The organism is Pseudomonas syringae group sp. J309-1, assembly GCF_032582135.1.
Taxonomy (GTDB): Bacteria; Pseudomonadota; Gammaproteobacteria; order Pseudomonadales; family Pseudomonadaceae; genus Aquipseudomonas; species Aquipseudomonas quasicaspiana.
On the sequence record NZ_JAWHNU010000039.1, the window covers coordinates 16,070 to 41,783 of the forward strand.

A 25,714-nucleotide genomic window follows, 5' to 3' on the forward strand; every position below is an offset into this window, starting at 1 on the left:
AAGCTCAGCTCCCACAGGGGGAACGCATTTACACCTTTCTTGAGTTGAAATGCGGCCCTGTGGAAGCTTTGCTTGTCTGGCATTGGGTTACCAAGTCATCGCGAGCAAGCTCAGCTCCCACAGGGGGAACGCATTTACACCTTTCTTGAGTTGAAATGCGGCCCTGTGGAAGCTTTGCTTGTCAGGCATTGGGTCATCAAGCCATCGCGAGCAAGCTCAGCTCCCACGGGTAGAACGCATTAGTTGAAATGCGGCCCTGTGGGAGCGAGGCTTGCCCGCGATGATTTGCGAACCCAATCCAAGGCAACTACCGCTCTCCCAGTTAAAACCCTATCCAGATAAAAGCCTGTATCAATCACTGAACAGCGCCACATCCCCACCCATTCGAGCGCTGATCACCCGCGCCGTAGCCCTAAGCCTCTGCGCTGCTTCGGCCTGGCGCTCATCGGTGAACACTGATGCCGATCCCACCATGGTGATCACTCCGGCGAGCTTGTTGCCAACGCTGAATATCGGTGAGGACACCGCATTCACCCCCGCCATCAACAACCCGCGAATCTGGTGCACACCGCTGCTGCGGATATCACTGAGGTGTTGTTCGATCTCTCGCAGTTGTGCAGCGTTCAAATGAGCTGACTCCTGATCTCGCAGCCCGGCGGTTTCGCTGTTCGTGAGGAAGCTGTCGAACACCAGCCCGGTAGACGAACCAAGTAACGGCAGCACCGAGCCGACCTGAGTGACCAGCGTCACCGCACCGCTTGAAGGCTCGACGTAAACCACTGTCGGCCCCTTGTTGCCCCACACGGCCAGAAAGCAGGTTTCATTCAGTTCGTCGCGCAACGTGGCCAAGTGCGGCGCGGTGATTTTCAGCACATCCAGATGACCGACCGCAGCCAGCCCCACAGACAGCGCCTCACGACCCAGTGCGTAATGGTTGGTGACCGTATCCTGTTCGGCGAAACCACTGGCAATCAGTGCCTGCAAATAACGGTGCACCTTGCTGGCAGGCATCGACACATGTTCGGCGAGTTTTGACAGCGAGGTGGACGGCGCCAGCTCAGCCAGCGCTTTGAGAATGCCCATGCCGACTTCTGCGGCCTGAACCTTTTGCTGACGCCCGCCTGCGGGGGTTTCGGTTTCCGTGGTCATTTCGGGTGTTACGCCAGTCTGAGAAGGCTGCTTTATAGCTTGACCGGCTTCTGAACTCAAATTACGTTATGCGTAATCGTTTTCTGTTAAATGTAATTTTGCTCGTGCTGCCCCTGACCAAAAAATGCAATTTGCGGAATTGAAGTGCATTCCCCGTAGGAGCTGCCGAAGGCTGCGAAACATTTATCCTGACACACCGTCATCGCAGCCTTCGGCAGCTCCTACAGGTCATTCGGCGTCATGGACACAACGCAATAACTTATAAAAACAAAAAGAGGTTCCGATGTTCACTCATCAGTCTCCCGAGCCGCTGATCTACCAATCCGGATTCGGTAACCAGTTCAACAGTGAAGCACTGCCTGACGCATTGCCGGTGGGGCAGAACTCACCGCAGAAGCACGCCTTGGGTCTGTACGCGGAATTGCTGTCAGGCACCGCATTCACTGTGCCCCGCGCAGAAGCCCGGAGAACCTGGCTCTATCGCATCAAACCCTCCGCTGCCCATCCACGCTATCAGCGGCTGGACCGACAGATCATCGGCCAGCATATGGGGCCCATCACGCCCAATCGCCTGCGGTGGAATGCCTTTGAATTACCGTCCGAGCCAACAGACTTCATCGATGGCTTGCAAGTCATGGCCAGCACCCACGCCGCAGATCAGACTGAAGGCGTGACGCTTTACAACTACTGCGCCACCGCCTCCATGCAGCGAGCTTTTTTCAATGCCGACGGTGAATGGCTGATCGTGCCGCAACTGGGCCGTTTGCGCCTCGTCACCGAGTTGGGATTGCTGGATATCGGCCCGCAAGAAATCGCCGTGTTGCCCCGTGGCATGCGTTTCAGCGTGCAGTTACTGGACGCCACGGCCCGAGGTTATGTGTGTGAAAACCACGGCTGCGCGCTGCGTCTGCCTGAACTGGGGCCGATTGGGAGCAACGGGCTGGCCAACCCTCGGGATTTTCTCTCACCCATCGCATGGTTTGAAGAGCGCGATGAGCCGGTCACGTTGGTGCAGAAATTCCTTGGCGAATTGTGGAGCTCGCAGCTGGATCACTCGCCCTTCGACGTGGTGGGCTGGCATGGCAATAACGTGCCGTACAAATACGATCTGCGTCGTTTCAACACCATCGGCACCGTCAGTTACGACCATCCTGATCCGTCGATTTTTACCGTCCTGACTTCCCCAGGCGCTGTGCACGGCCAAGCCAACATTGATTTCGTGATCTTCCCGCCGCGCTGGATGGTGGCCGAAAACACCTTCCGGCCGCCTTGGTTTCACCGCAACCTGATGAATGAATTCATGGGCCTGATCGAAGGTGCCTACGACGCCAAGGCTGAGGGTTTCATGCCCGGTGGCGCGTCCTTGCATAACTGCATGAGCGCTCACGGCCCGGATAACGCGACGGCTGAAAAAGCCACCGTCGCACAATTGCAGCCACACAAGATCGATAACACCATGGCCTTCATGTTCGAGACCGGCAAAGTCTTGCGCCCGAGCCTGCATGCCTTGCAATGCCCGCAACTGCAAAGCGATTACGACGCCTGCTGGACCGGCATGGCCAGGACTTTTAATAAGGAAATGCCAAAATGAGTACGCCTGCACACAGCCGCAGTTGGGTGACTTCCGCCAACGGCCATGCTGACTTTCCGCTGCAGAACCTGCCGCTGGGCGTTTTTAGTCGTGGCAATTCAGCCAGGCGCGGTGGCGTGGCGATCGGGGACTCGATTTTCGATCTGCAGGCTGCCCTTGCAGCGGGCTTTTTCAATGGTGCGGCGCGGGGAGCAGCCGAGGCGGCCAGTCGTGATCAGTTGAATGACTTTTTTGCGTTGGGGGCTCATGCCCGACGAGAGTTGCGCAGTGAATTGTTGCATCTGCTGGACGAACACAGCCCGCAGCGGGCGAGTCTAGAAGCGTCCAGCGAATTGCTCCTGCATCCCATGAGCGAATGTCAGTTGCACATGCCTGCTCGTGTTGGCGATTACACCGATTTCTACGTTGGCATTCATCACGCGACCAATGTTGGCAAACTGTTCCGCCCGGACAATCCGCTGCTGCCCAATTACAAATACGTACCGATTGCTTATCACGGCCGCGCCTCGACGCTGTGTGTGTCCGGCAGCCCGGTCAGACGCCCCGGTGGTCAGACGCTTCCGCCAGGTCAGGAGGTACCGGAGTTCGGCCCGTGTAAACGGCTGGATTACGAATTGGAAATGGGCGTCTGGGTTGGCCCCGGCAACCCGGACGGTGCGCCCATCAGCATTGCCGATGCGCAGCAGCATATCGCCGGGTTGTGCCTGCTCAACGATTGGTCAGCCCGCGATCTGCAAGCCTGGGAATACCAGCCACTGGGGCCGTTCTTGTCGAAAAGTTTTGCCACGACCCTTTCGCCCTGGGTGGTCACGGCCGAAGCGCTGGTGCCGTTCCGGAGCCCGCAACCTGTGCGGCCCGAAGGTGATCCGCAACCGTTGCCGTACCTGTTTGATGAGGCGGATCAGCAGGGCGGTGCGCTGGATATCGAGCTGGAGGTGCTGTTGTTGACCCGGCAGATGAAGGCACAGGGTTTACCGGCTCAGGTTCTCGCTCGCAGCAACACCCTGAACATGTACTGGACCGTGGCGCAGATGCTTACCCACCACAGCGTCAACGGCTGCAAACTGCAACCGGGCGACCTGCTTGGCACTGGCACCTTGTCTGGTCCGCAACCGGGGCAATTCGGCAGCCTGCTGGAAATGACCGAGGGCGGCAAGCACACCGTCGAACTGCCTGGCGGTGAAGTGCGGCGCTTTCTCGAAGATGGAGATGAGGTGATCCTGCGCGCCCGTTGTCAGCGGGAAGGGCAGGTATCGATCGGGTTTGGCGAGTGTCGGGGTGTGGTGGTGGGTTAATTCTGGTTTGGAGTGGGTTTTAACTGTCAGGGTTTGTGCTTGCCTTAGATTGGGTTGCCAAATCATCGCGAGCAAGCTCAGCTTCCACATAGATCGCAGTCCCCTGTGGGAGCGAGGCTTGCCCGCGATGATTTGTAAACCCAATAGCAGGCAAGCACAATTCTTACAGCTAGACCCCATTCCTATAGAAACCCCTCTATAAGCGACCCACTCCTCGGCAAAAACCTCCCTTGTCGCTCACCCTGCGCCTTGCCGTCTGCATAACTCAACTGCCCATTGACCCACACACCGTCGATCCCTTCGGCGGCGCGTTGAGGGTCTTTGAAGTCGGCGACATCGCGTACGGTGGCGGGGTTGAACAACACCAGGTCCGCCCAATAGCCTTCGCGAATCAGGCCGCGCTCATGCAAGGCAAAGCGCGCTGCGGATAACCCGGTCATCTTGTGCACCGCAGTATGCAGCGGGAACAGGCCCAGATCGCGGCTGAAATGCCCGAGCACACGGGGAAAAGCACCCCACAGTCGTGGGTGCGGAAACGGGTCCTCCGGCAGTCCGTCAGAACCGATCATCGACAACGGATGGCTCATGATCCGTTCGACGTCCTGCTCATCCATGCCGTAATACACCGCACCTGCCGGTTGCAGCTTGCGTGCGGTGTCCAGCAGCGACAGTTGCCAGTCAGCGGCGATGTCTTTCAGGTCACGGCCGCTTTGATCCGGGTGCGGTGTTGACCAGGTGATGGTGATCCGGAACGCATCAGTCACCTGCTTGAGATCGAGGGTCGATGAACTGGCGGCGTAGGGGTAACAGTCGCAGCCCACCGGATGAGTTTTCGCTGCCTTTTCCAGCGAGGCGAGCAACTGCGGGCTGCGGCCCCAGTTACCGGCGCCTGCGCATTTCATGTGGGAAATGACCACCGGCGATTTGGCGTGGCGGCCGATGTCGAACGCCTCATCCATGGCTTCCAGCACCGGCTCGAACTCACTGCGCAAGTGAGTGGTGTACACCGCGCCAAACGCAGTCAATTCCTCGGCCAGTTGCTTAACCTCTGTGGTTTCTGCCGAGAACGCGGAAGCGTAAGCCAGCCCGGTAGACAGCCCCAGCGCACCCGCTTCAAGACTGTCGCGCAACTGTTCGCGCATGGCGCTGATTTCTTCCGCGCTGGCGGTGCGTTGCAGATCACCCATGTGGTTACTGCGCAACGCGGTATGGCCAATCAGTGCGGCAACATTGACCGCTGGACGCGCTTCGTCCACGGCATTGCGATAGTCGCTGAAACGCGGGTAAACGAAAGCGGCAGCGCTGCCCAGCAGGTTCATTGGATCGGGCGGATCACCGGCCAGGGAAACCGGCGAGGCGCTGATGCCGCAGTTGCCGACGATCACGGTCGTGACCCCCTGACTGATCTTGGGCAGCATGTCGGGATAGCGAATCACTACCGTGTCGTCATGGGTGTGTACATCGATAAAACCCGGTGCCAGGACCCGGCCCGCAGCGTTGATTTCTTCTTTTGCATGCACGCCGTCAAGGTCGCCGACGCGAAGGATGCGGCCCTCGTGAATCGCTACATCGGAGCGGAAACCGGGAACATCGCTGCCGTCGATCACCAGCGCGTTGCGAATGATCAGGTCATAAAGCATGGTTCAGTCTCCAAGCGGCAAGCCGTCTTCACCGCCGCGATAGTCATCAAGGGCCAGCTTGATCCGCCGCAGTCGCTCCTGATTTTCTTCAGGGGCGAGCAGGGCCAGTTCGGTGGCGAGCACATCGATGGTCAGCAGCATGCCGTAGCGGGCGGCGGTGGGTTTGTAGATAAAATTGGTTTCGGCAATCTGCAACGGCAACACCACGTCGGCGATTTGCCCCAGTGGTGAGTCGGGAAGGGTGATCGCCAGGATTTTCGTGCCATAGCTGCTGGCCAGTTTCACAGCGTCCAGCAGTTCCGGAGTACGACCGCTGAGGGAACACGCTATCAGGCTGTGGTCCGGCCCAAGCGTTGCGGCGATCAGGCGCATCATCACCGGATCACGGCTGGCGGCGATGGGATAACCCAGGCGCACCAGACGGGTCTGCAATTCTTCGCTGCAAAGGCTGGAACAGCCGCCCATGCCAAAGGCATGAATCATCCGCGCCTTGCTGAGCAGTTCGATGGCGGCAGCGAAGCGCGATTCGTCAAACCCGGCCAGGTGCTGACGCAACGTGGATTCGATATCGCCGACGATCTGTGTAAAAAACGCCGACTGCTCGGGCGCTTGCTCCGGGTTGAGAAAGCGGCTGCCGACGGCACTGGCCTGAGCCAGCTGCAGGCGCAGGTCGCGCAAGTCCCGGCAGCCGATGCTGCGGGCAAAACGCGAGAGGGTGGCGCTGCTGACTTCCGCCCGGCTGGCCAGTTCGTCGAGGCTGGCGCTGGCGGCAAACGCCACGTCGCTGAGGATCAGTCGGGCAATCCGGCTTTCGCCCGCGCTGAGTGAGTCCTGACGCGCGCGGATCTGGTAAAGAATATCCACTCAGAGCACCTGAGCCAGACCGAGCGTGAGGGCGAACGCGACAATGGAAATCAACGTCTCCAGCACCGTCCAGGTTTTGAAGGTTTGTGCCACGGTCATGTTGAAGTACTCCTTGATAAGCCAGAAACCACCGTCATTGACGTGTGAAAAGATCACCGAACCAGCGCCCGTCGCCAGCACCAGCAGCTCCGGATGTGGATAGCCAAGGCCAAGCGCAACGGGGGCAACGATACCGGAAGCCGTGGTCATGGCCACTGTCGCCGAACCCGTAGCAACCCTCATCAATGCGGCAAACAGCCAGCCCATGAGCAGCGGCGAGAGATGAAACTCTTGAGCCAGACCGACGATTTCGTTGGTGACACCACTGTCGATCAGAATCCGGTTCAAGCCACCACCGGCACCCACCAGCAGCGTGATGCTCGCCGTCGGTGCCAGACATTCATTGGTGAACTTCAGAATCGAGTCGCGGTTGAAGCCTTGGGCGATGCCCAGTGTCCAGAAGCTTAGCAAGGTGGCCAGCAGCAGGGCGATCACCGAGTTACCGATGAACAGCAGGAAGCTGTTGAATGCGCTGCCCGGCGTGCTGATCAGGTTGGCCCAGCCGCCCAACAGCATGAGCACCACGGGTAACAGAATGGTGGTCATGGTCAGGCCGAAGCTCGGCAGTTTCTGACGCGGTTCACGGTCCAGGAACTGCTTGCCCAGCGGGTTCTCGGCAGGCAACTGGATGCGCGGCACAATAAACTTTGCGTACAGCGGGCCAGCAATGATCGCCGTCGGAATACCGATCAGAATGGCATAGAACAGGGTTTGCCCGACCGACGCCTGATAAGCCTGAACCGCCAGCATCGCCGCAGGGTGCGGCGGCACCAGCGCGTGCACCACCGACAGACCGGCCACCATCGGCAAACCGACCATAAGAATCGAAACGCCCACCCGGCGGGCCACGGTGAAGGCGATTGGCACCAGCAGCACGAAGCCGACTTCGAAGAACAGCGGCAGGCCCACCAGAAAGGCAATGCAGACCATGGCCCAGTGCGCGTTGCGCTCACCGAAGCGGTCAATCAGGGTCCGCGCCACCTGCTCGGCACCGCCGGATTCAGCCATCATTTTGCCGAGCATGGTGCCTAGTGCCACAACCAGAGCAATGTGCCCCAGGGTCTTGCCGACACCGGCTTCATACGACGCAACGACACCCGTGGCAGGCATGCCGGCGACCAGCGCAAGGCCGACGGAAATCAGGGTGATGACAATGAACGGGTTGAGGCGATAACGGGCAATCAGGACGATCAAGGCAATGATCGCGATGGCGGCGTAAATCAAAAGCGAAATACCAGCGGACGGCGGCATGGAGCGTTTCCTTGCAGAGAGAGGTAATCGAATGGCTCGACACAGCGGGGCAACCCGTCAGTGAGGAGGCGTTCCGGAAAAACTCGGCAGAGGTGTCGCTAAAGGTTTGCACGCTGGAGCAGGGGGAGAGCAACGGCGATCACAGGCATTCATTATTGTTATCTCTGTTTTCGTGATGAAATTAAATTACACGAAAGCAAAAACATAAATCAATATATGAAAATAGTTTTCTTGGTGAGGTTTTGTTTTCTAGCGCAAATCGTTGTGGGGATTCTATGTTTGCCCTCAAGCTGACGTGGGACCGGCTTTAGCCGGGAAGGATGCATTCCTGACGATAGAAATGCTGCGCCTGTACCGGCCCTTTCCCGGCTAAAGCCGGTCCCACGACTGTTATTCCTGTGGGAGCAGAGCTTGCTCGCGATAAGGCTGGACGCGATTAGCCTGAAATCCGCGGCGTCCTTATCGCGAGCAAGCTCTGCTCCTACAAGTCATCCGCCAGACACATAGTGGTCTACCCACTAAACCGCTCCCGATAAGCCATCGGCGTCACTCCCAATCCGCGCAAGAAGCTACGCCGCAAGGTCTCCTCGCTGCCAAATCCACACCGTGCCGCAACGCGTTTGATGGGCTGTGTGCTGTCCGCTAATAACCGTCGGGCTGCTTCAACCCGCAGTTGTTCGATGGCTTTGGCCGGGGTGATGCCGGTTTGTGTGCGGTAGTGGCGGACGAAACTGCGTTCGCTCATGCCCACCTTTGCGGCCAGAGCGGCAACGCCGAGGTCGCTGGTCAGATTTTCGATGATCCAGCCATGCAGGTCGGCAAAACGTCCGTCCTCCGTGACGCTTGCGTGCTGCATCGACAGGGTGGCGCTGAATTGCGACTGGCCGCCCGGTCGCTTGAGGAACACCACCAGATTCCGAGCGACCGCCAACGCCAGAGCGTGTCCCAGGTCCTCTTCGACCAGCGCCAGGGCAAGATCGATGCCCGCCGTGACACCGGCCGAGGTCCAGTAGCCATGGTCGTGGATGAAGATCGGATCGGGATCGACCCGTAACGCTGGGTATTGCCGGGCGAGAGCCTCGCAACTGTCCCAGTGGGTGACCACGCGGCGACCGTCCAGCAGACCGGTTGCCGCCAATAGAAATGCGCCACTGCACACCGAAGCGACGCGTCGGCTTGCAGCAGCGTGCTCATGCAGCCAGCGCACCAGTTGCGGGTCGCTGGCCGCCACCTGAACGCCACGTCCCCCGGCGACGATCAACGTGTCACTGCTTTCGCTGGCCGCAGGCAGAGGAAAGGTCAGCAAGCCCAGCCCTGCTGACGATTCGATGGAGTGGTCCTGGGCAGCGATCACCTTCATTTGATAAGGCACCGGCAGACCCTGTTGTTGGGCCTGAAGGTTGGCCGAGGCGAAGACTTGCAACGGTCCGCAGACATCCAGCAACTGAACGTTGGGGAACGCAAGAATGTGCACGGATCGTGGCTGATCGCTCATTAGCGTTATTCACATTGGTTGGCGTGAAAAGTGGGGTGTATGGCGTATCCGCCAAAGGCTAAACCGCTAGAGTTATCGCGTCTACCCCAACCTCAAGCGGACTTCATATGACCCTGCACATCGGCTTGCTCGTATTCCCAAAGGTGCAACAGCTGGACTTGACCGGTCCTTATGACGTATTCGCCTCGACGCCCGGTGTGACCGTGCACCTGATCTGGAAAGACCTCGAGGCACTCTATTCCAGCACCGGTCTGCAACTCCAGCCGACGCAGACTTTCACCGATTGCCCGCCCCTCGATGTGCTGTGCATTCCCGGCGGACAGGGTATCGACCCCTTGCTGGAGGATGAACAGACCCTTGCTTTCATCCGCGAACAGGCCCGGACTGTGAAATACCTCACGTCGGTCTGCACCGGCGCTCTGGTGCTGGGCGCAGCCGGGCTATTAAAGGGCAAGCGGGCGACGACCCACTGGGCCTCGCATGAATTGCTGGAGAGTTTTGGTGCGATCGCGGTGCATGAGCGGGTGGTCCGCGATGGCAACCTGATGACGGGTGGCGGAGTAACGGCGGGAATTGATTTCGCCCTGACGCTGGTAGGCGAACTGTTTGGAGAAGTGCAGGCGCAGACCGTGCAGCTGCAGCTGGAATACGCGCCTGCAGTGCCTTTCAATGCAGGTCATCCGTCAACTGCGCCCGCCGAAGTACTGGCTCTGGCCCGCGAGCGACTCAGGCAATCCATCGCCCAACGCCGCGCTATCGTGGCTCGGGTGGCAGCGCAGGGTTAGGTTTTTGCTACCGGGATTTCGTACCAGCCGAGAAACATGTCCAGTGTCGATTCAATAACCTCGGCTTGTTGTTCTGGACTCAATACCGGCTTGTTGATAGTCACCTGAGGCCAGAACGCAAAGCCCTTGAGCAGACCATGCATCTGGGTGGCGGCGAACGTCGGGTCGGCAGGCTTGAGACGGCCATCTGCCTGGGCGGCGCGGATCCATGCAGCGAAGGTTTCTTCGCGCTCATCCAGGCGCGCCAGCCAGACTTCCGCACGTTCGGGTGAATGAATGGTTGCCCCCAGCGCAACTCGCGCAAGGTCCAGGCAGTTGGTGTCAGAAAGCGTCTGCATTTTGGCCCGCAACATGCTGCGCAATTGATGGCGCAGTGTCACACCAGGCCGGTAGATTGAATCCGGAATCTCGCCGATACGGCACCAGAGTCGCTGGAGGATTTCCGCGAACAGTTCTTCCTTGCTGGGGAAATGGTTGTAGACGGTGCGTTTGGAAACCTCCGCTCGCGCGGCAATGCGGTCCATGCTGGTCACTTCAAACCCGGTGTCGCGAAACTCGGCAATGGCGGCCAGCACGATAGCTTCGCGTTTTCGGTCGGTGAGTCGCATAGGGGCAGTCATAGGTCTCGCTTCAAACAAGTGTTTTGATAAAAGTACACTCGGCAGTTTACTTGTCATCGCTGATGATGCAAGCTTAAAACTACACTGTGTAGTGTAAAAGCAGGTTACACATTATTTGCCTTTTCCGCTATTGCAAAGCGGCGGCGATGATGAGCAGCGCAGCAAACTCCCGGAGTCAGCAGACCATGACCAAGATCACAGAAAATTCGTCAGCTCAGTCTTTACCGACCCTGCAAAAGCACCAAGGGCGTTATCGCAACCCTGTGCCCATGAGTCGTATGGGTTTTTTCAAGACGCTGAGGATTTTCTGGAACATGGCTTTCAAAAAGCCATCGGTCACCCGTCCCTCGGGGGAAATTCCAGTGCAATCACTCACGCGCCAGCAGCTTCTGGCTGCGCCGGACTACACGGTCTATCGCCTTGGGCACTCCACGGTCTTGCTGAAAATGCGCGGGGTCTTCTGGCTCACTGATCCGGTGTTCGCCGAGCGTGCCTCGCCGGTGCAGTGGGCGGGTCCGCAGCGCTTCCACCAGCCGCCTATCAGCATTGAAGAACTGCCGCCGATCAAAGCGGTGATCCTGTCCCATAACCACTACGATCATCTCGACCACATGGCGATCAAGGCGCTTGAGGCGAAAACCGAACACTTTCTGACGCCGCTGGGCGTGGGCGATACCTTGATGGAGTGGGGCGTACCGGCGCACAAGATTCAGCAACTGGACTGGTGGCAATCCACCGAAGTGCATGGCATGCAGTTTGTCGCTACGCCTTCCCAGCATTTTTCCGGCCGCACGCTGCTGGACGGCAATCGCAGCCTGTGGGCGTCATGGGTCATGCACGATGAACATCAACGGATCTTCTTCAGTGGCGATACCGGTTACTTCGACGGTTTCAAAACCATCGGTGAGCAATACGGCCCATTCGACCTGACATTGATGGAAACCGGTGCCTATAACGTCGACTGGCCTGACGTGCACATGCAGCCCGAGGAAACCCTGCAGGCGCACATCGACCTTCGCGGTCGCTGGTTGCTGCCGGTCCATAACGGCACGTTTGATCTGGCCATGCACGCCTGGCACGAACCCTTCGACCGCATCATCGCGCTGGCCTGGGAGAAGAATGTCCTGATCACCACGCCGCAAATGGGGCAGCCGTTTTACGTCCAGTACCCGTGTCGCGGCACTGCCTGGTGGCTGGGCATGGAAGGTGTACGGGAAGTGCCTTCGGAGGATATCCGCGGTTTTCAGTACGTACGGCGCAATGCTTAATACCTTGTAAGCGCAATATGTGGGACCGAATTCATTCGGGAAGGCGGCATTTCAGACGATAGGTTAACTGAGGATGTACCGGCCCCTTCGCGAATGAATTCGCTCCCACTGAAACCGCGTTTCCAGGCCAGGATGAAAATCTGACGTGAACGCAGCGCGACCCTCAGCCCTGCTTCGGATCCGCTGGCGTACCCGGTCTCGGCTGCTCACCCTGTTCATTCATCTGCTTGTTCTTCTCGCCAATCTTCCCGGCATTTTCCGGTTTGTGGTCGAGGTCTTCGCGGTTCGATTCCTGATCTTTGTTTTGCTCGGTCATCACGGCATCTCTTGTTGTCTGTGGGCTGGTTTGTGGTCGTTAGAGATTGGGCAACACAGCACGCGCAAGATTCGCAATATTTTCCGGATTGATCGCATCTGATCCAGACCGTTGAGCGTTAATATCAGCACCCCCGCAGGCGCTTACGGGGAAATACATATCGCAACGAATCAGGTGAGTGGGGCAGCAGGGATGAAGAACTGGAACGCTATCAGGGTTTTATGGGGTGCAGTAGTACTGGCCTCGTCCTCTGCCGTGCATGCCTATACGGTGAATGAGTGCACCGAAAACTGGTACCCACTGGCAAAGCCTGGCGAGCGGAGTTATGAGCAGCATCCCGAGAAGAAAGGAATTTGCGTCGAACAGAAAATTACCGTGAAAGGCCGCCAACTGGTTGAGATTGGTGGCAAAGGGTACTTCATGACTGACTCGAAGAGAGAAAGTACGGCGTGCCCGCGCTCCGGTGATGGTGTGGGCATACCCATCCCCGCATGCATACTCCCATCAAAGATGCAGCGCAATGTCGTGCATGAAGAGCGGGGCTATCATCTGATGACGCCCCATGGCGCCGACTTGCGACGTTTGGGCGAGTCCTGGTATTCAACTGATGGCCGTACGGTGTTTCTCACTCCTGCCCCTATTGAAGGTGCGGACCCTGAAACTTTCCAGGCATTTGATACGTCGGGCGCTGATGAGCACGATGATTGGGCAAAGGATCGCAACCACATTTATCACGATGACAAGCCGATGCCGGACATGGCAGTGGGGGAGATGCAGTTCATAGGGCCCTTTGTGATTAATGCTGGCCGTGTATTCGAGGTCGTTCTTAGTAGCGTGAAAGAGAGACCCGATGTCCTGCCGACACTGACTATGCTTGCTCCCCAAAATTTAAACCATCTGAGTCTGGTCAGCGATGGGCGTCGTCTCTACCTGAGAGGAAAGGCTGTGAACAGCCTTAATGAACTCGATGGCTATTATGCACCTGACATCAAAACCTTATCTCCAACCTGTCCGGTAGCGGGTCATCCTGAACTTCGCTGCAAGGCGAATCATCCTCAGGTTTTCGATAACGGCCCAGAGTCACGCCTCGCCCTTGCAGGGAATGATGTGCTGTATTTTCGTGGAGTGAACGATGTGAAGCGCATCTCGAATGTGCCCGACCTGGTGTTCTTCAGGCCGGACAGTACGCCGTATGTTCTTGGGATCAGTGGGCAGCGCTTGTACACCATAAGCGGTCCTGGCACCTCACCGGTTGCAGGGCCATCCTTTCGTGGACGCATCAGCGGTCCGATAGCCGGAGCGCTGGTCGACGAGGAAGGCTTTATCACCTCGTTCCCGCAGTCGAATATCAAAAAGTGCTCTGCAAATTCTCGCGTTCCAGCCTGGCCGAAGGCGGGCGATTCGAGTCGTCTCGGCGCACTGCGACAACTGGCTGAGACAGAAACACCCGAAGGCTTTGCAGTGGCGCTGGAAAACGAGCGCTACCGCTATCTGTTTGTCAGCCGCGAGAAACGTAGCGCTGGCGATACCGTGATAGATCGCAACGATGGCCGACGCGTGCTTGCTGATTGTCGTCAGGACCAGGCGGGGCTCTAACCTCGCCGTCGCGCAGCAAACACAGTCTGTGTAGGAGCGCACGAGCACCGCGAGGCCGCGATAGCGGTGTATCAGAAAGACCACCATCGCTGGCCTCGTAACCTCGGTGAGCTCCTGCAGAAAAGTTTTTTAAATCAGATTGTTGTGTTTTCTTGATAGGCGCTTATCGAGGTTACGAGAGCCAGCGATGACGGCTTCTTGTCACAGGAATCCCGATTCGCCTGCCTATTGGTACAGGGCCTTCGTTCACATCCGAAATATCCCACAACACCTCTCGCATATCCCCGACTGACTCTCGGGTCATTAAACGGCAAAGTCCTGCGCTTTCTTTGGCCAAGGGTTTGCCATGCACGGTCAATCAGTGACGTCCGCCATTTCGCTGCCGGATGACTTCACTTGGGATAAGCCTGTCGGTCTCCTCCTGGATGCCATTCAGGTCAAAAACCTCCTTCGCAGCCTGTATGAGTGGTCGCCGGCCCCAGAAGCTCAGGTGCTTTACAACGGCACTCGATGGGCGAGCATCAGTCAGCTTTCCCCTTGCCTCGTTCGCATACGCGATGATCAGAATCCGATACTTCAGCAGTTTCTGGCCAACACTGCTGATAACTGGGGATACCTGCTTGTCAGTGACGGCTCATGGGAAGACCTGTTGGCGCACATGCGCTGGTTGACCAGTATTCGTCCTGCAGGGCATGACGATATGTATTTGCGTATTTCCAGTCCCGACGTGGCACATGCGCTTTTTGACCCGGAGCATAACCCGGGCGTTGAGGTTTTCGGACCCTGTCACACTGCATTGATTACTCAGCATCCCGTACCGGGATGGCGGCAACACCGACGACCAGGTGAAAGACCGTCATCATGTTTCGCTGAGTCATACGCGCCCAACGACGCGCAATGGGCTGCCCTTCAAATGACCGCCTACCGCATGTCTGTCAATGAGCTCTATTCGCACATGAGCCGTTTCTTCCCGCAGTACCTGGCTGACTTATCTCCAGAGCAACGTCTTGAACGTATCCACCAGATGGTTGCATCAGCCATTGAACGCGGTTTTCGAACCCGGCGAGAAATATGGCTGTACGCCAACGTGTTCGGTTTTTTGGGCGATGAAGGGCTTCAATCCCATCCGGATATCGTGGAGCTCCTGAACAGAAAATCTGACCTGACACCCCATCAGCGTGTCGATCGAGCAGCCAGTCTGGCGGCGCAGCGGAGTACCCAATGACTGACCTTCAGACCCCTCGTGGTCACTTGGCAAACCTGACGGCCAACGCGCAACACGTCGATGAACTTGACGCGGGCGGTATGTGCCCATTGATGAAACGCACCCTTCAGTTTTTGCCTCTTCGGTATGGCCTTGTAGAAAACCTTCAACCACCGAAAAGCTTCTTGGTACCGCACCATTTGCAAAGTCGACAAACCGGTATCCGCCTGCTACGCAATGGCTACTTGTACATCGTCGATGACGCCAGCGGTTACCTGCATGAATACCGCATAGAACAAGGCTCGTTGAGCAAACTTCTATGGAAAGGAGCAGAGGTCAGCGCTGATATCCGAACTCATTCGATCGGGGAACCCGAGTTGGTATTCCCTCGGCATAGCACCCTGTATGTAGCGTATTCAGAGTTTCAGTGGACGGCATACAAGTGTTCTCAGGTCATCGGTCAATTGCCTGAGCGTGAACACTTCATGCAGCGCGTCAGCCTTGAACAGGTGCAATGCGCAGATGCGGGAAAACATCTGCTGAATGAAAAGCAGGCACGCCAATGGCTGGCCGAAACCGTTGAAACCCTGCCAGCTCAAGACTTGCCTGATGGCGCAAACCCGGAGGAGAGCATTCCTTACAGTTGGGAGCATGAGGCATTGTTTCGCAGTACCTGGATTGAAGAACTGACAAGCCAGGTGAATGCGGCACACAAACATGATTTTCTGTTTCTAGTGGTTCGCGATGATATCGGCATCATGCTCGATCTGGCGACGGCGCAACTCAAATTGGCTGACTGGATCGGCCAGTGGAGCGAGCATGAGAACACTCAGCATCAATACCTGACGGGCGCTTACATCCAGGCCATGTATGAGGTGAATCAGAAGCGTCTTGAAAAGCTGGGCAGTGTGGACCCGCGCTACGAAGCACTCATCGACGATACCAATGACGCCGAGCGGGAAAAACTCTACGAATACCTGCGAGTGAAGCGCGACTATCGCGGTCCGGCAATCTTCGGTGACGAGCAAAGCTGGCGCAATCAGGCGCAAGGCAATCCGCTGGCCAAGGCGACAGTGGAGCTACTCGACACTCTCGGACAGTCGCGCTGGGAAACCCATCGCCCGGCAATCAACGATCTTGAAGTGGATACGTGGCATGCGCTGGGTGGCAAGGAAATCGGCGAGCGGGGTATTGATCAACTGGTGCATCGTGAGGCGATGCAACGCTTCATGCTCAAGCAACAGACATTACTGAGCCATTGGCACGGCCAACTCAAGCGTGTCCGTGCCGACCGCCTCAAGATGATTATCGAAGGTCACTTCCATCGCGCCGCGTGGTATTACGATTTCCGTCAGAGCGAGCAGATTCAGCATCGGTTGGAGCGAGAGTTCAACTGCGTGGCGGCGATCTGTGACGATGAGGCGTCCGTTCAGAAACTGCACGACTATCTGGAGAAAAATCCGCTCGTCCAGATCCCCGGCCTCGACACCTTGAATCTCGCAGACCAGACCGACGTGCAGAAAAAGCTCGCCGAGTTGAGTAACTTCAGCATCAAGCTTAGCGACGCCCCGGCAGTGGTTCGCGACATGGATTTGCTGGCCAATCAGTTCAACAGCCTGATGCGTCAGCGGTTGCCAAACTTCGACAATCTGAATACTCAATTTACGGGTTTGAGGAGTTTGTTAGGCAATGCCTATGATCCTGCTCGACAGATGAAAATGGCACATCAATTTGATCTTATTCGAAGAGATTTTCAGAGCAGCGGATCAATCGATCCAAACAATTTTATTCGTAATATCGGTTCCGTAGCTCGGCTGCGCTTACTCAGTGCCTATGCTTCCAGTGGACTGCAGCTACGCATCGCTTCCACCTCCGAGTACGATCAATTTGATCGTGATCGCCGCTCAGCACTGACCCTTCGAGACGAAATGAAGGAACTATATAAAGAACGTCGTGAAATGCTCAGGTACAAAACTAATGATGCAGATCCTTTGGGCTCTCGTAAGCGTATCAATGAGCATATTGGTGCTCTCCAGTACCAACTGGCTCCTATTGAGGAGCGCCTGAGTCTGGCACTGACGCCGGGTGGTGGAGCAGGCAAGTTCGGGCTGGCGCTCGGCAATATGGATCCACAACTCCTGGAAGAAATGCAGCGTACTGTCAGCGACTATCGAAGGACTGGGACCTTTAAGGAGCCGATACGTGGGTTGTTGACGTCGAAGGGGGATCAGATTGCAGCGGTGCTGTTTTTGATTCAAACAATTAAATTTATTGAGGTTTACTCAAAGATCTCATCGAAAGAAGACCTCGGGTGGAGAGACCTAATTGATTTAACAGATGCAGGGATTACCATGTCATCTGCTGGTTTTGCAGCGATTCAAGGCATATCGATTAACGTGCTGCAAGCCCATATCAGCCAGAGGTACAGTGCAAGTGGCAAGCTCGATACCTTGAGTCGCTTGGGTAAGTGGTCTGCATTCACCGGTTTGGGCGCTTTTGGTTTCGGGGTGGCTGCGGCATCTGCCGATTTCGGTAAGCATACTAAACAATGGTCAAACGCATTAGCAGAAGGTGACGGCAAAAAACTTGCTGCGACCTCGTTGCAAATGAGTGGCGACATAGTATTGGTTGGGACGAATGGGTGGGCGCTTAAACACACCGCCTCTATAACCCGAAGAATCATGCGTGAGCCTGCGAAGTTGCGTGCGCTGTCTTGGGCGCAGCACAGTTCTTCGCTGGTCGGCATTGCAGCCAGAGCAAATTTGATCGGTATCGCTGCCACCGGCCTTCAGCTTTCCGGGGAGGCGTTGTACAACTACTTCAATCTCGACTCACTGAAAAAGTGGGTTAGAGGCAGTATCTGGGGGCGGGAGAATCTTGGCCTGACTCTCGATGAAAGCAGGGGGAAGCTGGCCGGGATCGTTCAGCAACCCTTATGCCAGCTGGTGCGTACCCGGCACAGTGTCGAGTTGCGCCTGACGTTTCCGGGCATCCGCAGTGCGGACCTGGATCGTCGCAACGTGTGGATCGAAGCTCATCAGCGCCATAAGGAGCCGGGCCTTTCACGGGGGCTGCAAAATCCTGTTTATTGGTCGAAATGCACCGAGGTACTGGTCAGCCAGTTTAGGCGTGTTGATCGTCCTGATGCGGCGCTGGTTTTGTGTCTGGATCTGCGCCCCTTGATGACGGACTACTTCGGGCTGGCCCTGGCGGTCAGCTACGAACTTGAAGAGCACCGCGGGATCAGCCATCGCTGTACCTTTTACGTTGTGGATCTGCACCGCAAGCTGATCGAGGATCGTTGGCAGGAGCGAATCGGCACTTTTACCTATAAAGCAGAAACAGAAGAGTCGAGGCAACTTAAGCCCTCAGAGCCTTGGCTGCTTAGGGGTATTGATCTGGTAAAGCCTAATGCTAGGTAAACTGTTTAAACGCAAAGCCGACCACCCACCGCCATCGGCTCATGATTTAGATACCTTGCGACCCAAAGTCGGTGAAGTTCGCAAGACGGCTTTCGAGGAAACCCTGTATCTGGCTCCCTTACCGGTTTATACCGGCCAGTTGCCGGTGAGTATTCATGATTTCTCGGAAGTGAACGATGTATACCTTCAAGTAGGTGGAGATAATAGAGGCATGGTGTGGCAGGCAAAGTTACTTGCTTGGGTTATTTGGATTGCAATCATTATTCTGGTTGGAATACCTGTTTGGATTGCGACGTTTGTTTATTTTTTTGGCGTGGAGAGCCCCAGCAATACGTTCTCCAGAATTTTAATTTTGGGACTTCAAGTTGTTTGGACCTATTATCTGCCGGGGGTATGTCTAATGGTGGGGATTTTTGTACATACCATAATTTCCCAAACCCGAGAACAAGCAAGACAGTACCCATTACGCTTCAATCGTCAGCGTCGAGAAGTCTGCTATGTCAGCAGCGATACCCACGAAGTCCTGATAGTGCCTTGGGAAAAGGTAACGGCCTGGGTGTCGCAAGGGGAGATGGTTAGCCAATACGGGTCCACGGTTTTCTTTACCTTTGGTCTTGCGCTGGAAAATGAAGAGACGGAAATGGTACAGCCTTTGTTGCTTGGCAAACCCAGCCAGGCCCACGCCATAGGGACCTGGGAAGCCATTCGGCAATATATGGAACATGGCGTGCCCGAGGACGAATACGATGTGTGGCAGCGTCTTTCCCATGGCCGTGCCTACACGGAATATGAGCTTCGTCCTTATGAGGGCCTGCACACCTGGGAAGTCGAAAAGCTCTTGAAAGAGGAAGAAGGGGGTCTGCACTGCAGCTTCAGCGATGAGCGCCGTGCTGAGATTGGTTTCTCCCCCCGTACCCGCTGGCCCCTACGCCGCTGGTACATCTGGCGTGTACTCAGCTTCTGGAAAATGCCCTACATGATCGCTGAGTGGGGCCATAAAGCCGGCACTCCCTATATCCCGGAAAAAGTCCGCGAGTGGTCAGCGCCCATTCCTCCAGACCAATGGGCCAAATCTAGCGCCGAACTGCAACGAGCGACAAAAATTGTTGAGCAGGCCATGAACAGGAAAAAGAACAAGCTGGACTTCCGTTCGGCCTGCCAGTTGATCGGGGGCAGGTAAACGGTGAACTTACTGTCAATCAAACCCGATCCGTCATCGCCGCCAACGCCACCGAAGTCGCCGCCGTCCGCGTTTCCACACCCAGCTTTATGTAGATATGTTCCAGGTGCTTGTTCACGGTCCGAGGGCTGAGTTGCAGGATGTCGCCGATGTCTTTGTTGGTCTTGCCGCAGGACACCCAGCGCAGCACTTCGATTTCCCGTTCGGTGAGCTGGAAGCGGCTGGAGAGTTTGCCGTAGGCGGGTTTGTCGTCGAAGCCCAGGCTGGCGGATTGCGAGGCGCTGCGGGCGGATTGCAGTATGCGTGCGGTACGCAGATGGGAGGCGACTCGGGCTAGGACTTCGTCGCAGACGATGGGTTTGGTCACGTAGTCGATGGCCCCGGCTTCGAAGCCTTTGACGACGTGTTCGCTGTCGGTGAGGGCGGTCATGAACAAGATCGGGATGTTGGCGCTTTCTGGCTGCGCTTTGATCCGGCGGCAGGTTTCGAAGCCGTCCAGGCCGGGCATCATGGCGTCGAGCAGGATCAGGTCCGGGCGTCGGCGCTGAATACGGTTCAGTGCGCTGCTGCCGTCCAGGGCCACCAGCACCATGTAACCGGCTTCGTCCAGCGCGTCGGAGAGCAGCGCGAGATTATCCGGGGTGTCGTCGACGATCAGGATGATGCCGTTGTCAGCGGGTTGGGTCGGGGCGTTCATTGAGGGCCTCCTTCAGTTGCAGGCTGAGTTCATCCAGACGAAAGCCCTTTGCAAGGTTTCGCAGGTCGGCGATGAAGCTGGCGCTGGTGACGCTTTCACGTTCAATGGCATCGAGTTTGGCTTGAATGCCGCGCACATAACCCAGGCCGCACAGCTCGTACAGATCCAACAGGTCCTGGCGGGGCGGCAGTGTCCACGGCGTTTTGACCACCGACGTTGTGCGCAAGCGACGCAGCCATTGCAGTTGCAAGTGGTGTTGAATGCGGTCCAGCAGTTGCTGGATGTGTACCGGTTTGGCGAGATAGTCGTCGCAGACCTCCGGCAGGCTGCGCTCTTTGTCGTCGGTGAACGGGTTGGCGTTGGCGGAAATAATAATGATCGGTGCCAAAGACAGGGCATTGCGACGGATCAGGCGGCTGGTCTCCCAGCCGTCCATGTCCGGCATCGACAGGTCCATGAGAATCAGGTCCGGGTGCAGCAGCGATACCTGACGAATTGCTTCCTGACCGTTCGCCGCCTGGGCCACTTCAAAACCCAATGGCGCGAGCATGCCGCTGATGACCTTGCGATGCTCAATGTGATCGTCCACCACCAGAATCAGCCGTCGCTCGCCCTCATAACCCATGACGTCGTGATCCACATGGATCACCGCCTTGGGCACGCGCACTTCGGAGAGAAACAACCGGACCTGAAAGCGCGTGCCTTCGTCGGGCTGGCTGGTAACGGACAAGGCGCCGCCCATCAACGAGGTGAGCATGCGAGTGATGGTCAGTCCCAGGCCGACGCCGTTGTCCTGACGCACCAGACCGCCGCGTTCGAAGGGCTGGAAGATCCGGTCGATCTGCTCGGGAGCAATACCGATGCCGGTGTCGATGATGTCAAAAATCGCCGTTTCCCGGCGGTAACTGACCAGCAGGCAGACTTCGCCGCTGTCGGTGAAATTCACTGCGTTGCCCAACAGATTAATCAGGATTTGCCGCACGCGTTTTTCGTCGCCGCGTACCACCGCTGGCATGCGGCCTTCCACATGGAGACGGAAGGTCAGGCCTTTTTCCCGCGCTGTCGGGGCAAACATTTGTTCCAGATCGTGAAGGAATTCCTGAAAGAGAATTTCCGACGGTTCAAGGCGTAGCTTACCGGCCTCGATTTTGGCGACATCAAGTAAGCCGTCGATCAACGACAGCAAGTGCGAGCTGCTGCGCAGGATGGTCGCAAGCGGGTCTTGCTGATGGGCCGGGGTTGCGGGATCGCGTTGCAGTATCTGGGTGAACCCGAGAATGCTGTTCAGTGGGGTGCGCAGTTCGTGGGACAGGCCCGTGACATAGCGACTCTTGGCGGCGTTGGCTGCTTCCGACGCTTCCTTGGCTTTTTGCAACGCCTGGTCAGTTTTGTCGTGGGCGTCGATTTCCTGCATGAGCAAGGCAGTCTGGCGGTCCGATTCTTCCAGCGCGACGCGACGGCTTTCCCGGGTCAGCACCACCCACCAGGCCAGAATGCCGGCGAACACGCAGAGGGTGAAGAATGCCTTGAGGAACGCGAGAAACAGCGTGTGATGCACGGCGGGGGACTGGTCGATCAGGCTGTGGGAAACTTGGCCATAGATCACCGCCAGGGCTCCGGAAATGGTCAGCAGCAACACGGTCAGCAAGCCGAGGTATTGCGCCAGGCGGGTATGCAGGTATTGCAGCGGCAGTTTCGGCAGCAGTTTGCTGATCACGTCTTCGAACTGCATCGACAGCCGTGCGCGGCTCTTGCACTGATCGGCGCAGCGGGCGTCCAGCGAGCAGCACAACGAGCAAATGGGCGAGCTGTAGGCCGGGCAGTAAGCCATGTCCGGCGTTTCGAATTCGTTGCTGCACAGGCCACAACGCAGGCTGGTCTGTTGACCCAGGGGGAAGAGTTGCAGCGGGTCGCTGGTGCGGGCGATGTAGTACTTGCCTTGCGTCCACCAGGCGATCAACGGTGCGGCAATCAACGCGGTGGTCAGGGAAATCAGCGGCGGGGCGGCCTGAGCCAGTTCGCCGAACGCCCCGAAATGGGCACAGATCGAAAGCAGCGAGGCAATCGACATGGCGCCGACGCCGACGGGATTGATGTCGTACAGGTGCGCACGCTTGAATTCGATGTGTTTCGGCGAGAAGCCCAGCGGCTTGTTGATCACCAGATCGGCCACCAGCGTGCCGATCCAGGCAATCGCTACGTTGGCGTAGAGGCCCAGCACTTGTTCGATGGCGTCGAACACTCCCAGCTCCATGAGGATCAGGGCGATGGCGACGTTGAACACCAGCCACACTACGCGGCCCGGATGGCTGTGGGTGACGCGGGCAAAGAAGTTCGACCAGGCCAGCGAGCCGGCGTAGGCATTGGTCAGGTTGATTTTGATCTGGGAAATGATCACGAACAGCACCATGGCTGCCAGCGCCCACTCCGGCGAGCTGAACACATAGCGGAACGCCACGAGATACATCTGCGTCGGTTCTGCGGCCCGTTCGATGGGCACTTCGTGTTGCAGAGCGAGAAAGGCCAGAAAAGCACCGGCCATGATTTTCAGCGCGCCGGGGATGATCCAGCCAGGCCCGGCCATTAGCAGAGCGGCCCACCAGCGTTTACGATTTTTGCGGGTCTTTTCCGGGAGAAAGCGTAAATAATCGACCTGTTCGCCGATTTGCGTCACCAACGACAGCGCGACGCTAAACGCTGCACCAAAGAACAGCAGGTTGAAGGTGCCACCTTCGCCCTCGCGCCCGGCAAAGGTCGTCAGGTCAGTGAGCGCTTCGGGGTTTTTCCAGATGACGAAGATGTACGGCACCAGCAGCAATGTCAGCCACAGCGGCTGCGACCACATCTGCAAACGGCTGATCAGGGTGATGCCGTACGCCACCAGCGGGATGATGATGATCGAGCAGATGACGTAGGCCATGGCCAGCGGGATCTGGAAATACAGCTCGATTGCCAGGGCCATGATCGCCGCTTCCAGGGCAAAGAACAGGAAGGTGAAGCTGGCGTAGATCAGCGACGTAATCGTCGAGCCAATGTAGCCAAAGCCGGCGCCCCGGGTCAGCAAGTCCATGTCCACGCCGTAGCGGGCCGCGTAGTAGCTGATGGGCAGGCCGGTCAGGAAAATCACCAGCGCCGTGGCAAGGATCGCCCACAAGGTGTTGGTGAACCCGTAACTCATCACCAGCGCACCGCCGATGGCCTCCAGCGCCAAAAACGAAATCGCCCCGACAGCGGTGTTGGCGATGCGAAATTCCGACCATTTGCGGAAGGATTTTGGGGTGAAACGTAGGGCGTAATCCTCCATGGTCTCGTCGGCGACCAGGCTGTTGTAATCGCGGCGTACCTTGACAATGCGTTGAGAGCCGGAGGGTCGCACGGTTGATTTCCTGAAAGGTTATTGAGTTGCCGACAGCAACTTCCGTGCCTGTGAGTTGAACCTCCGTTGTTCCTGACGCGGCGCTGATCTTGTGGGAGCGAATTCATTCGCGAAGAGGCCGGTACATCCGCAGCTCATTTATCGCTTCAAATGCCGCCTTCCCGAATGAATTCGGTCCCACAGGTAACTCATGAACCTGTGGGAGCCGGGCTTGCCCGCGATAAGACTGGAAGCGATCCGAAGTGAACCGCGTCCAGCCTGATCGCGGGCAAGCCCAGCTCCCACATGAGATGGCATCCCCCTGTCTACAGCGGATCGGGCTCCGCTCACACGGGCGCAATCATCCACTTTTTTACGCAATCCGACCCTACGTCAAATGACGTAGCCCGGTACGTCATGGTGCGTATACCGGGTTTTGTTCGCCGACTTCATGCTTGCCGCTACCTCGCCACAGTGCCTTGCGGACTGTGGGGGCCCACAAGCACAGGAGCGGGAACATGGATTCACGACTGACAGGCGCCAAAAGGTTTTTGCCACGTCGATTGACGCTGGGCGCTGCTGCGCTTTCGCTGATGGCGGCAGGGGTGTTCGGGCAAGTGGCGGTGGCCGATGACGCCAACACCACCGGGCTTGCCGTGACGGCCACCGAAGTGACCGTCGGCCAGTTGCACTCGGCCACCGGCACCATGGCGATTTCCGAGACCGGTTCGATTCAGGCCGAGCGTCTGGCCATCGATCAGATCAACGCCTCGGGCGGCATCCTCGGTCGGCAGATCAAAGTCGTGCAGGAAGACGGCGCATCTGACTGGCCGACCTTTGCCGAGAAAGCCAAGAAGCTGCTGGTCGGCGACAAAGTCGCGGCGGTGTTCGGCTGCTGGACCTCGGCCTCGCGCAAAGCCGTGTTGCCGGTGTTCGAAAAAGAAAATGGCCTGCTGTACTACCCGACCTTTTATGAAGGCCTGGAACAGTCGAAAAACGTGATTTATACCGGCCAGGAAGCCACCCAGCAGATCCTTGCCAGCCTCGACTGGATCGCCAAGACCAAAGGCGCCAAGACCTTCTACCTGATCGGTTCGGACTACATCTGGCCGCGCACCTCCATGAAGATCGCCCGCAAACACATTGAAAACGTGCTCAAAGGCACGGTGGTTGGCGAGGACTACTACCCGCTGGGCAATACTCAATTCGGATCGCTGATCAACAAGGTCAAGCTGAAGAAGCCTGACGTGGTGTTCGCAGCTGTGGTCGGTGGCTCCAACGTTGCCTTCTACAAACAGATGAAAGCCGCAGGCGTGACGGCTGAGAAACAGAACCTGCTGACCCTGTCGGTGACCGAAGACGAATTGCTGGGTATCGGCGGCGAAAACATGAAGGGCTTCTACGCCTCCATGAAGTACTTCCAGAGCCTCGACAACCCCAACAACAAAGCATTTGTTGACGCCTTCAAAGCCAAATACGGCAAGGATTCGGTGATGGGTGACGTGACCCAGGCCGCTTATCTGGGCCCATGGTTGTGGAAAGCGGCGGTGGAGAAGGCCGGCAGCTTCGACATCGACAAAGTGGTCGCCGCATCACCTGGCATCGAGCTGAAAACCGCGCCCGAAGGCTACGTCAAGGTTCACGAAAACCATCACCTGTGGAGCAAGACCCGCATTGGTGAAGTGCAGAGCGACGGCCAGTTCAAGGTGATCTACGAGTCGGACCTGATCGAGCCGAATCCGTTTCCGAAGGGTTACCAGTAACAGCTTACGAAACCCCGTAGGAGCGCGCTTGCCCGCGATAAGGTCGGAACGACCTTCCAGCTGTAGTGCGTTCACCATTTTTGCGACTGCTTCGCAGCCGATCGCGGGCAAGCGCGCTCCTACA

18 protein-coding genes are annotated in these 25,714 nt (G+C 57.3%); 9 read left to right on the forward strand and 9 right to left on the reverse strand.

Annotated features, from left to right (window positions below; genetic code table 11):
- Positions 1–351: 351 nt before the first annotated feature.
- Positions 352–1,149 carry an IclR family transcriptional regulator gene (locus RX972_RS19385; protein WP_316877652.1) on the reverse strand — a complete coding sequence of 266 codons (798 nt, stop codon included), beginning with the start codon at positions 1,147–1,149 and terminating at the stop codon, positions 352–354.
- Between the two features lie 283 nt (positions 1,150–1,432).
- Between RX972_RS19385 and hmgA the strand changes: the two genes are divergently transcribed.
- Together hmgA and fahA are read left to right on the forward strand one after the other, a co-directional pair.
- Positions 1,433–2,740 (forward strand): homogentisate 1,2-dioxygenase, encoded by a 1,308-nt coding sequence (gene hmgA, locus RX972_RS19390; protein WP_316877653.1) that lies wholly within the window; start codon positions 1,433–1,435, stop codon positions 2,738–2,740.
- Positions 2,737–4,035, forward strand: a complete 1,299-nt coding sequence (fahA, locus tag RX972_RS19395) for a fumarylacetoacetase (RefSeq protein ID WP_316877654.1) — start codon at positions 2,737–2,739, stop codon at positions 4,033–4,035. Before hmgA ends, fahA begins: the two co-directional genes overlap by 4 nt.
- 182 nt (positions 4,036–4,217) lie before the next feature.
- Here the strand turns inward: fahA and RX972_RS19400 are convergent, their stop codons facing one another.
- The 4 genes from RX972_RS19400 to RX972_RS19415 all read right to left on the reverse strand — a co-directional run bounded on the left by RX972_RS19400 (position 4,218) and on the right by RX972_RS19415 (position 9,384).
- Complete coding sequence (locus RX972_RS19400) at positions 4,218–5,675, reverse strand: D-aminoacylase (protein ID WP_316877655.1); 1,458 nt, start codon at positions 5,673–5,675, stop codon at positions 4,218–4,220.
- 3 nt (positions 5,676–5,678) lie between these two features.
- Positions 5,679–6,539 (reverse strand): MurR/RpiR family transcriptional regulator, encoded by an 861-nt coding sequence (locus RX972_RS19405; protein WP_231666533.1) that lies wholly within the window; start codon positions 6,537–6,539, stop codon positions 5,679–5,681.
- Entirely contained in the window at positions 6,540–7,889 is a 1,350-nt protein-coding gene (locus RX972_RS19410) for a gluconate:H+ symporter (protein ID WP_099270041.1), read from the reverse strand. It abuts the gene before it with no gap.
- A gap of 511 nt (positions 7,890–8,400) precedes the next feature.
- On the reverse strand, positions 8,401–9,384 hold the full coding sequence (locus tag RX972_RS19415) for a GlxA family transcriptional regulator (RefSeq protein WP_122396512.1): 984 nt from the start codon (positions 9,382–9,384) through the stop codon (positions 8,401–8,403).
- Positions 9,385–9,491: 107 nt separating this feature from the next.
- Here RX972_RS19415 and RX972_RS19420 point away from each other — a divergent pair, with 107 nt between their 5' ends.
- Complete coding sequence (locus tag RX972_RS19420; protein ID WP_122704979.1) at positions 9,492–10,169, forward strand: DJ-1/PfpI family protein; 678 nt, start codon at positions 9,492–9,494, stop codon at positions 10,167–10,169.
- Here the strand turns inward: RX972_RS19420 and RX972_RS19425 are convergent.
- Positions 10,166–10,789 (reverse strand): TetR/AcrR family transcriptional regulator, encoded by a 624-nt coding sequence (locus RX972_RS19425; RefSeq protein WP_099270043.1) that lies wholly within the window; start codon positions 10,787–10,789, stop codon positions 10,166–10,168. The genes RX972_RS19420 and RX972_RS19425 overlap by 4 nt on opposite strands.
- 185 nt (positions 10,790–10,974) lie before the next feature.
- On the opposite strand from RX972_RS19425, the gene RX972_RS19430 reads away from it, so the two are divergent.
- The gene (locus RX972_RS19430) at positions 10,975–12,057 is read left to right on the forward strand and encodes an MBL fold metallo-hydrolase (RefSeq protein WP_122704977.1); all 1,083 of its coding nucleotides are present in this window, start codon (positions 10,975–10,977) and stop codon (positions 12,055–12,057) included.
- A 163-nt stretch (positions 12,058–12,220) separates the two neighbouring features.
- Here the strand turns inward: RX972_RS19430 and RX972_RS19435 are convergent, their stop codons facing one another.
- Positions 12,221–12,373 (reverse strand): hypothetical protein, encoded by a 153-nt coding sequence (locus RX972_RS19435; protein ID WP_122396514.1) that lies wholly within the window; start codon positions 12,371–12,373, stop codon positions 12,221–12,223.
- Positions 12,374–12,565: 192 nt separating this feature from the next.
- Between RX972_RS19435 and RX972_RS19440 the strand changes: the two genes are divergently transcribed.
- From RX972_RS19440 to RX972_RS19455, 4 genes are all read left to right on the forward strand, one after another.
- A complete protein-coding gene (locus RX972_RS19440) occupies positions 12,566–13,969 on the forward strand; it encodes a DKNYY domain-containing protein (RefSeq protein ID WP_316877656.1) in 1,404 nt (467 codons plus the stop codon).
- 346 nt (positions 13,970–14,315) lie between these two features.
- A complete protein-coding gene (locus RX972_RS19445) occupies positions 14,316–15,194 on the forward strand; it encodes a DUF4123 domain-containing protein (protein WP_316877657.1) in 879 nt (292 codons plus the stop codon).
- On the forward strand, positions 15,191–18,595 hold the full coding sequence (locus RX972_RS19450; RefSeq protein ID WP_316877658.1) for a toxin VasX: 3,405 nt from the start codon (positions 15,191–15,193) through the stop codon (positions 18,593–18,595). The genes RX972_RS19445 and RX972_RS19450 overlap by 4 nt, the downstream gene beginning before the upstream one ends.
- Positions 18,585–19,775, forward strand: coding sequence for a DUF6708 domain-containing protein (locus RX972_RS19455; protein ID WP_316877659.1), 1,191 nt, complete (start codon positions 18,585–18,587; stop codon positions 19,773–19,775). Before RX972_RS19450 ends, RX972_RS19455 begins: the two co-directional genes overlap by 11 nt.
- A 19-nt stretch (positions 19,776–19,794) precedes the next feature.
- On the opposite strand, the gene RX972_RS19460 is transcribed toward RX972_RS19455, so the two are convergent.
- Together RX972_RS19460 and RX972_RS19465 are read right to left on the reverse strand one after the other, a co-directional pair.
- Positions 19,795–20,472 (reverse strand): response regulator, encoded by a 678-nt coding sequence (locus tag RX972_RS19460; RefSeq protein WP_027900947.1) that lies wholly within the window; start codon positions 20,470–20,472, stop codon positions 19,795–19,797.
- Positions 20,447–23,848 (reverse strand): ATP-binding protein, encoded by a 3,402-nt coding sequence (locus tag RX972_RS19465; protein WP_231673419.1) that lies wholly within the window; start codon positions 23,846–23,848, stop codon positions 20,447–20,449. The genes RX972_RS19460 and RX972_RS19465 overlap by 26 nt, the downstream gene beginning before the upstream one ends.
- A 497-nt stretch (positions 23,849–24,345) precedes the next feature.
- On the opposite strand from RX972_RS19465, the gene urtA reads away from it, so the two are divergent.
- Positions 24,346–25,590 carry an urea ABC transporter substrate-binding protein gene (urtA, locus tag RX972_RS19470; protein WP_263271587.1) on the forward strand — a complete coding sequence of 415 codons (1,245 nt, stop codon included), beginning with the start codon at positions 24,346–24,348 and terminating at the stop codon, positions 25,588–25,590.
- The last annotated feature ends 124 nt before the right edge of the window (positions 25,591–25,714 follow it).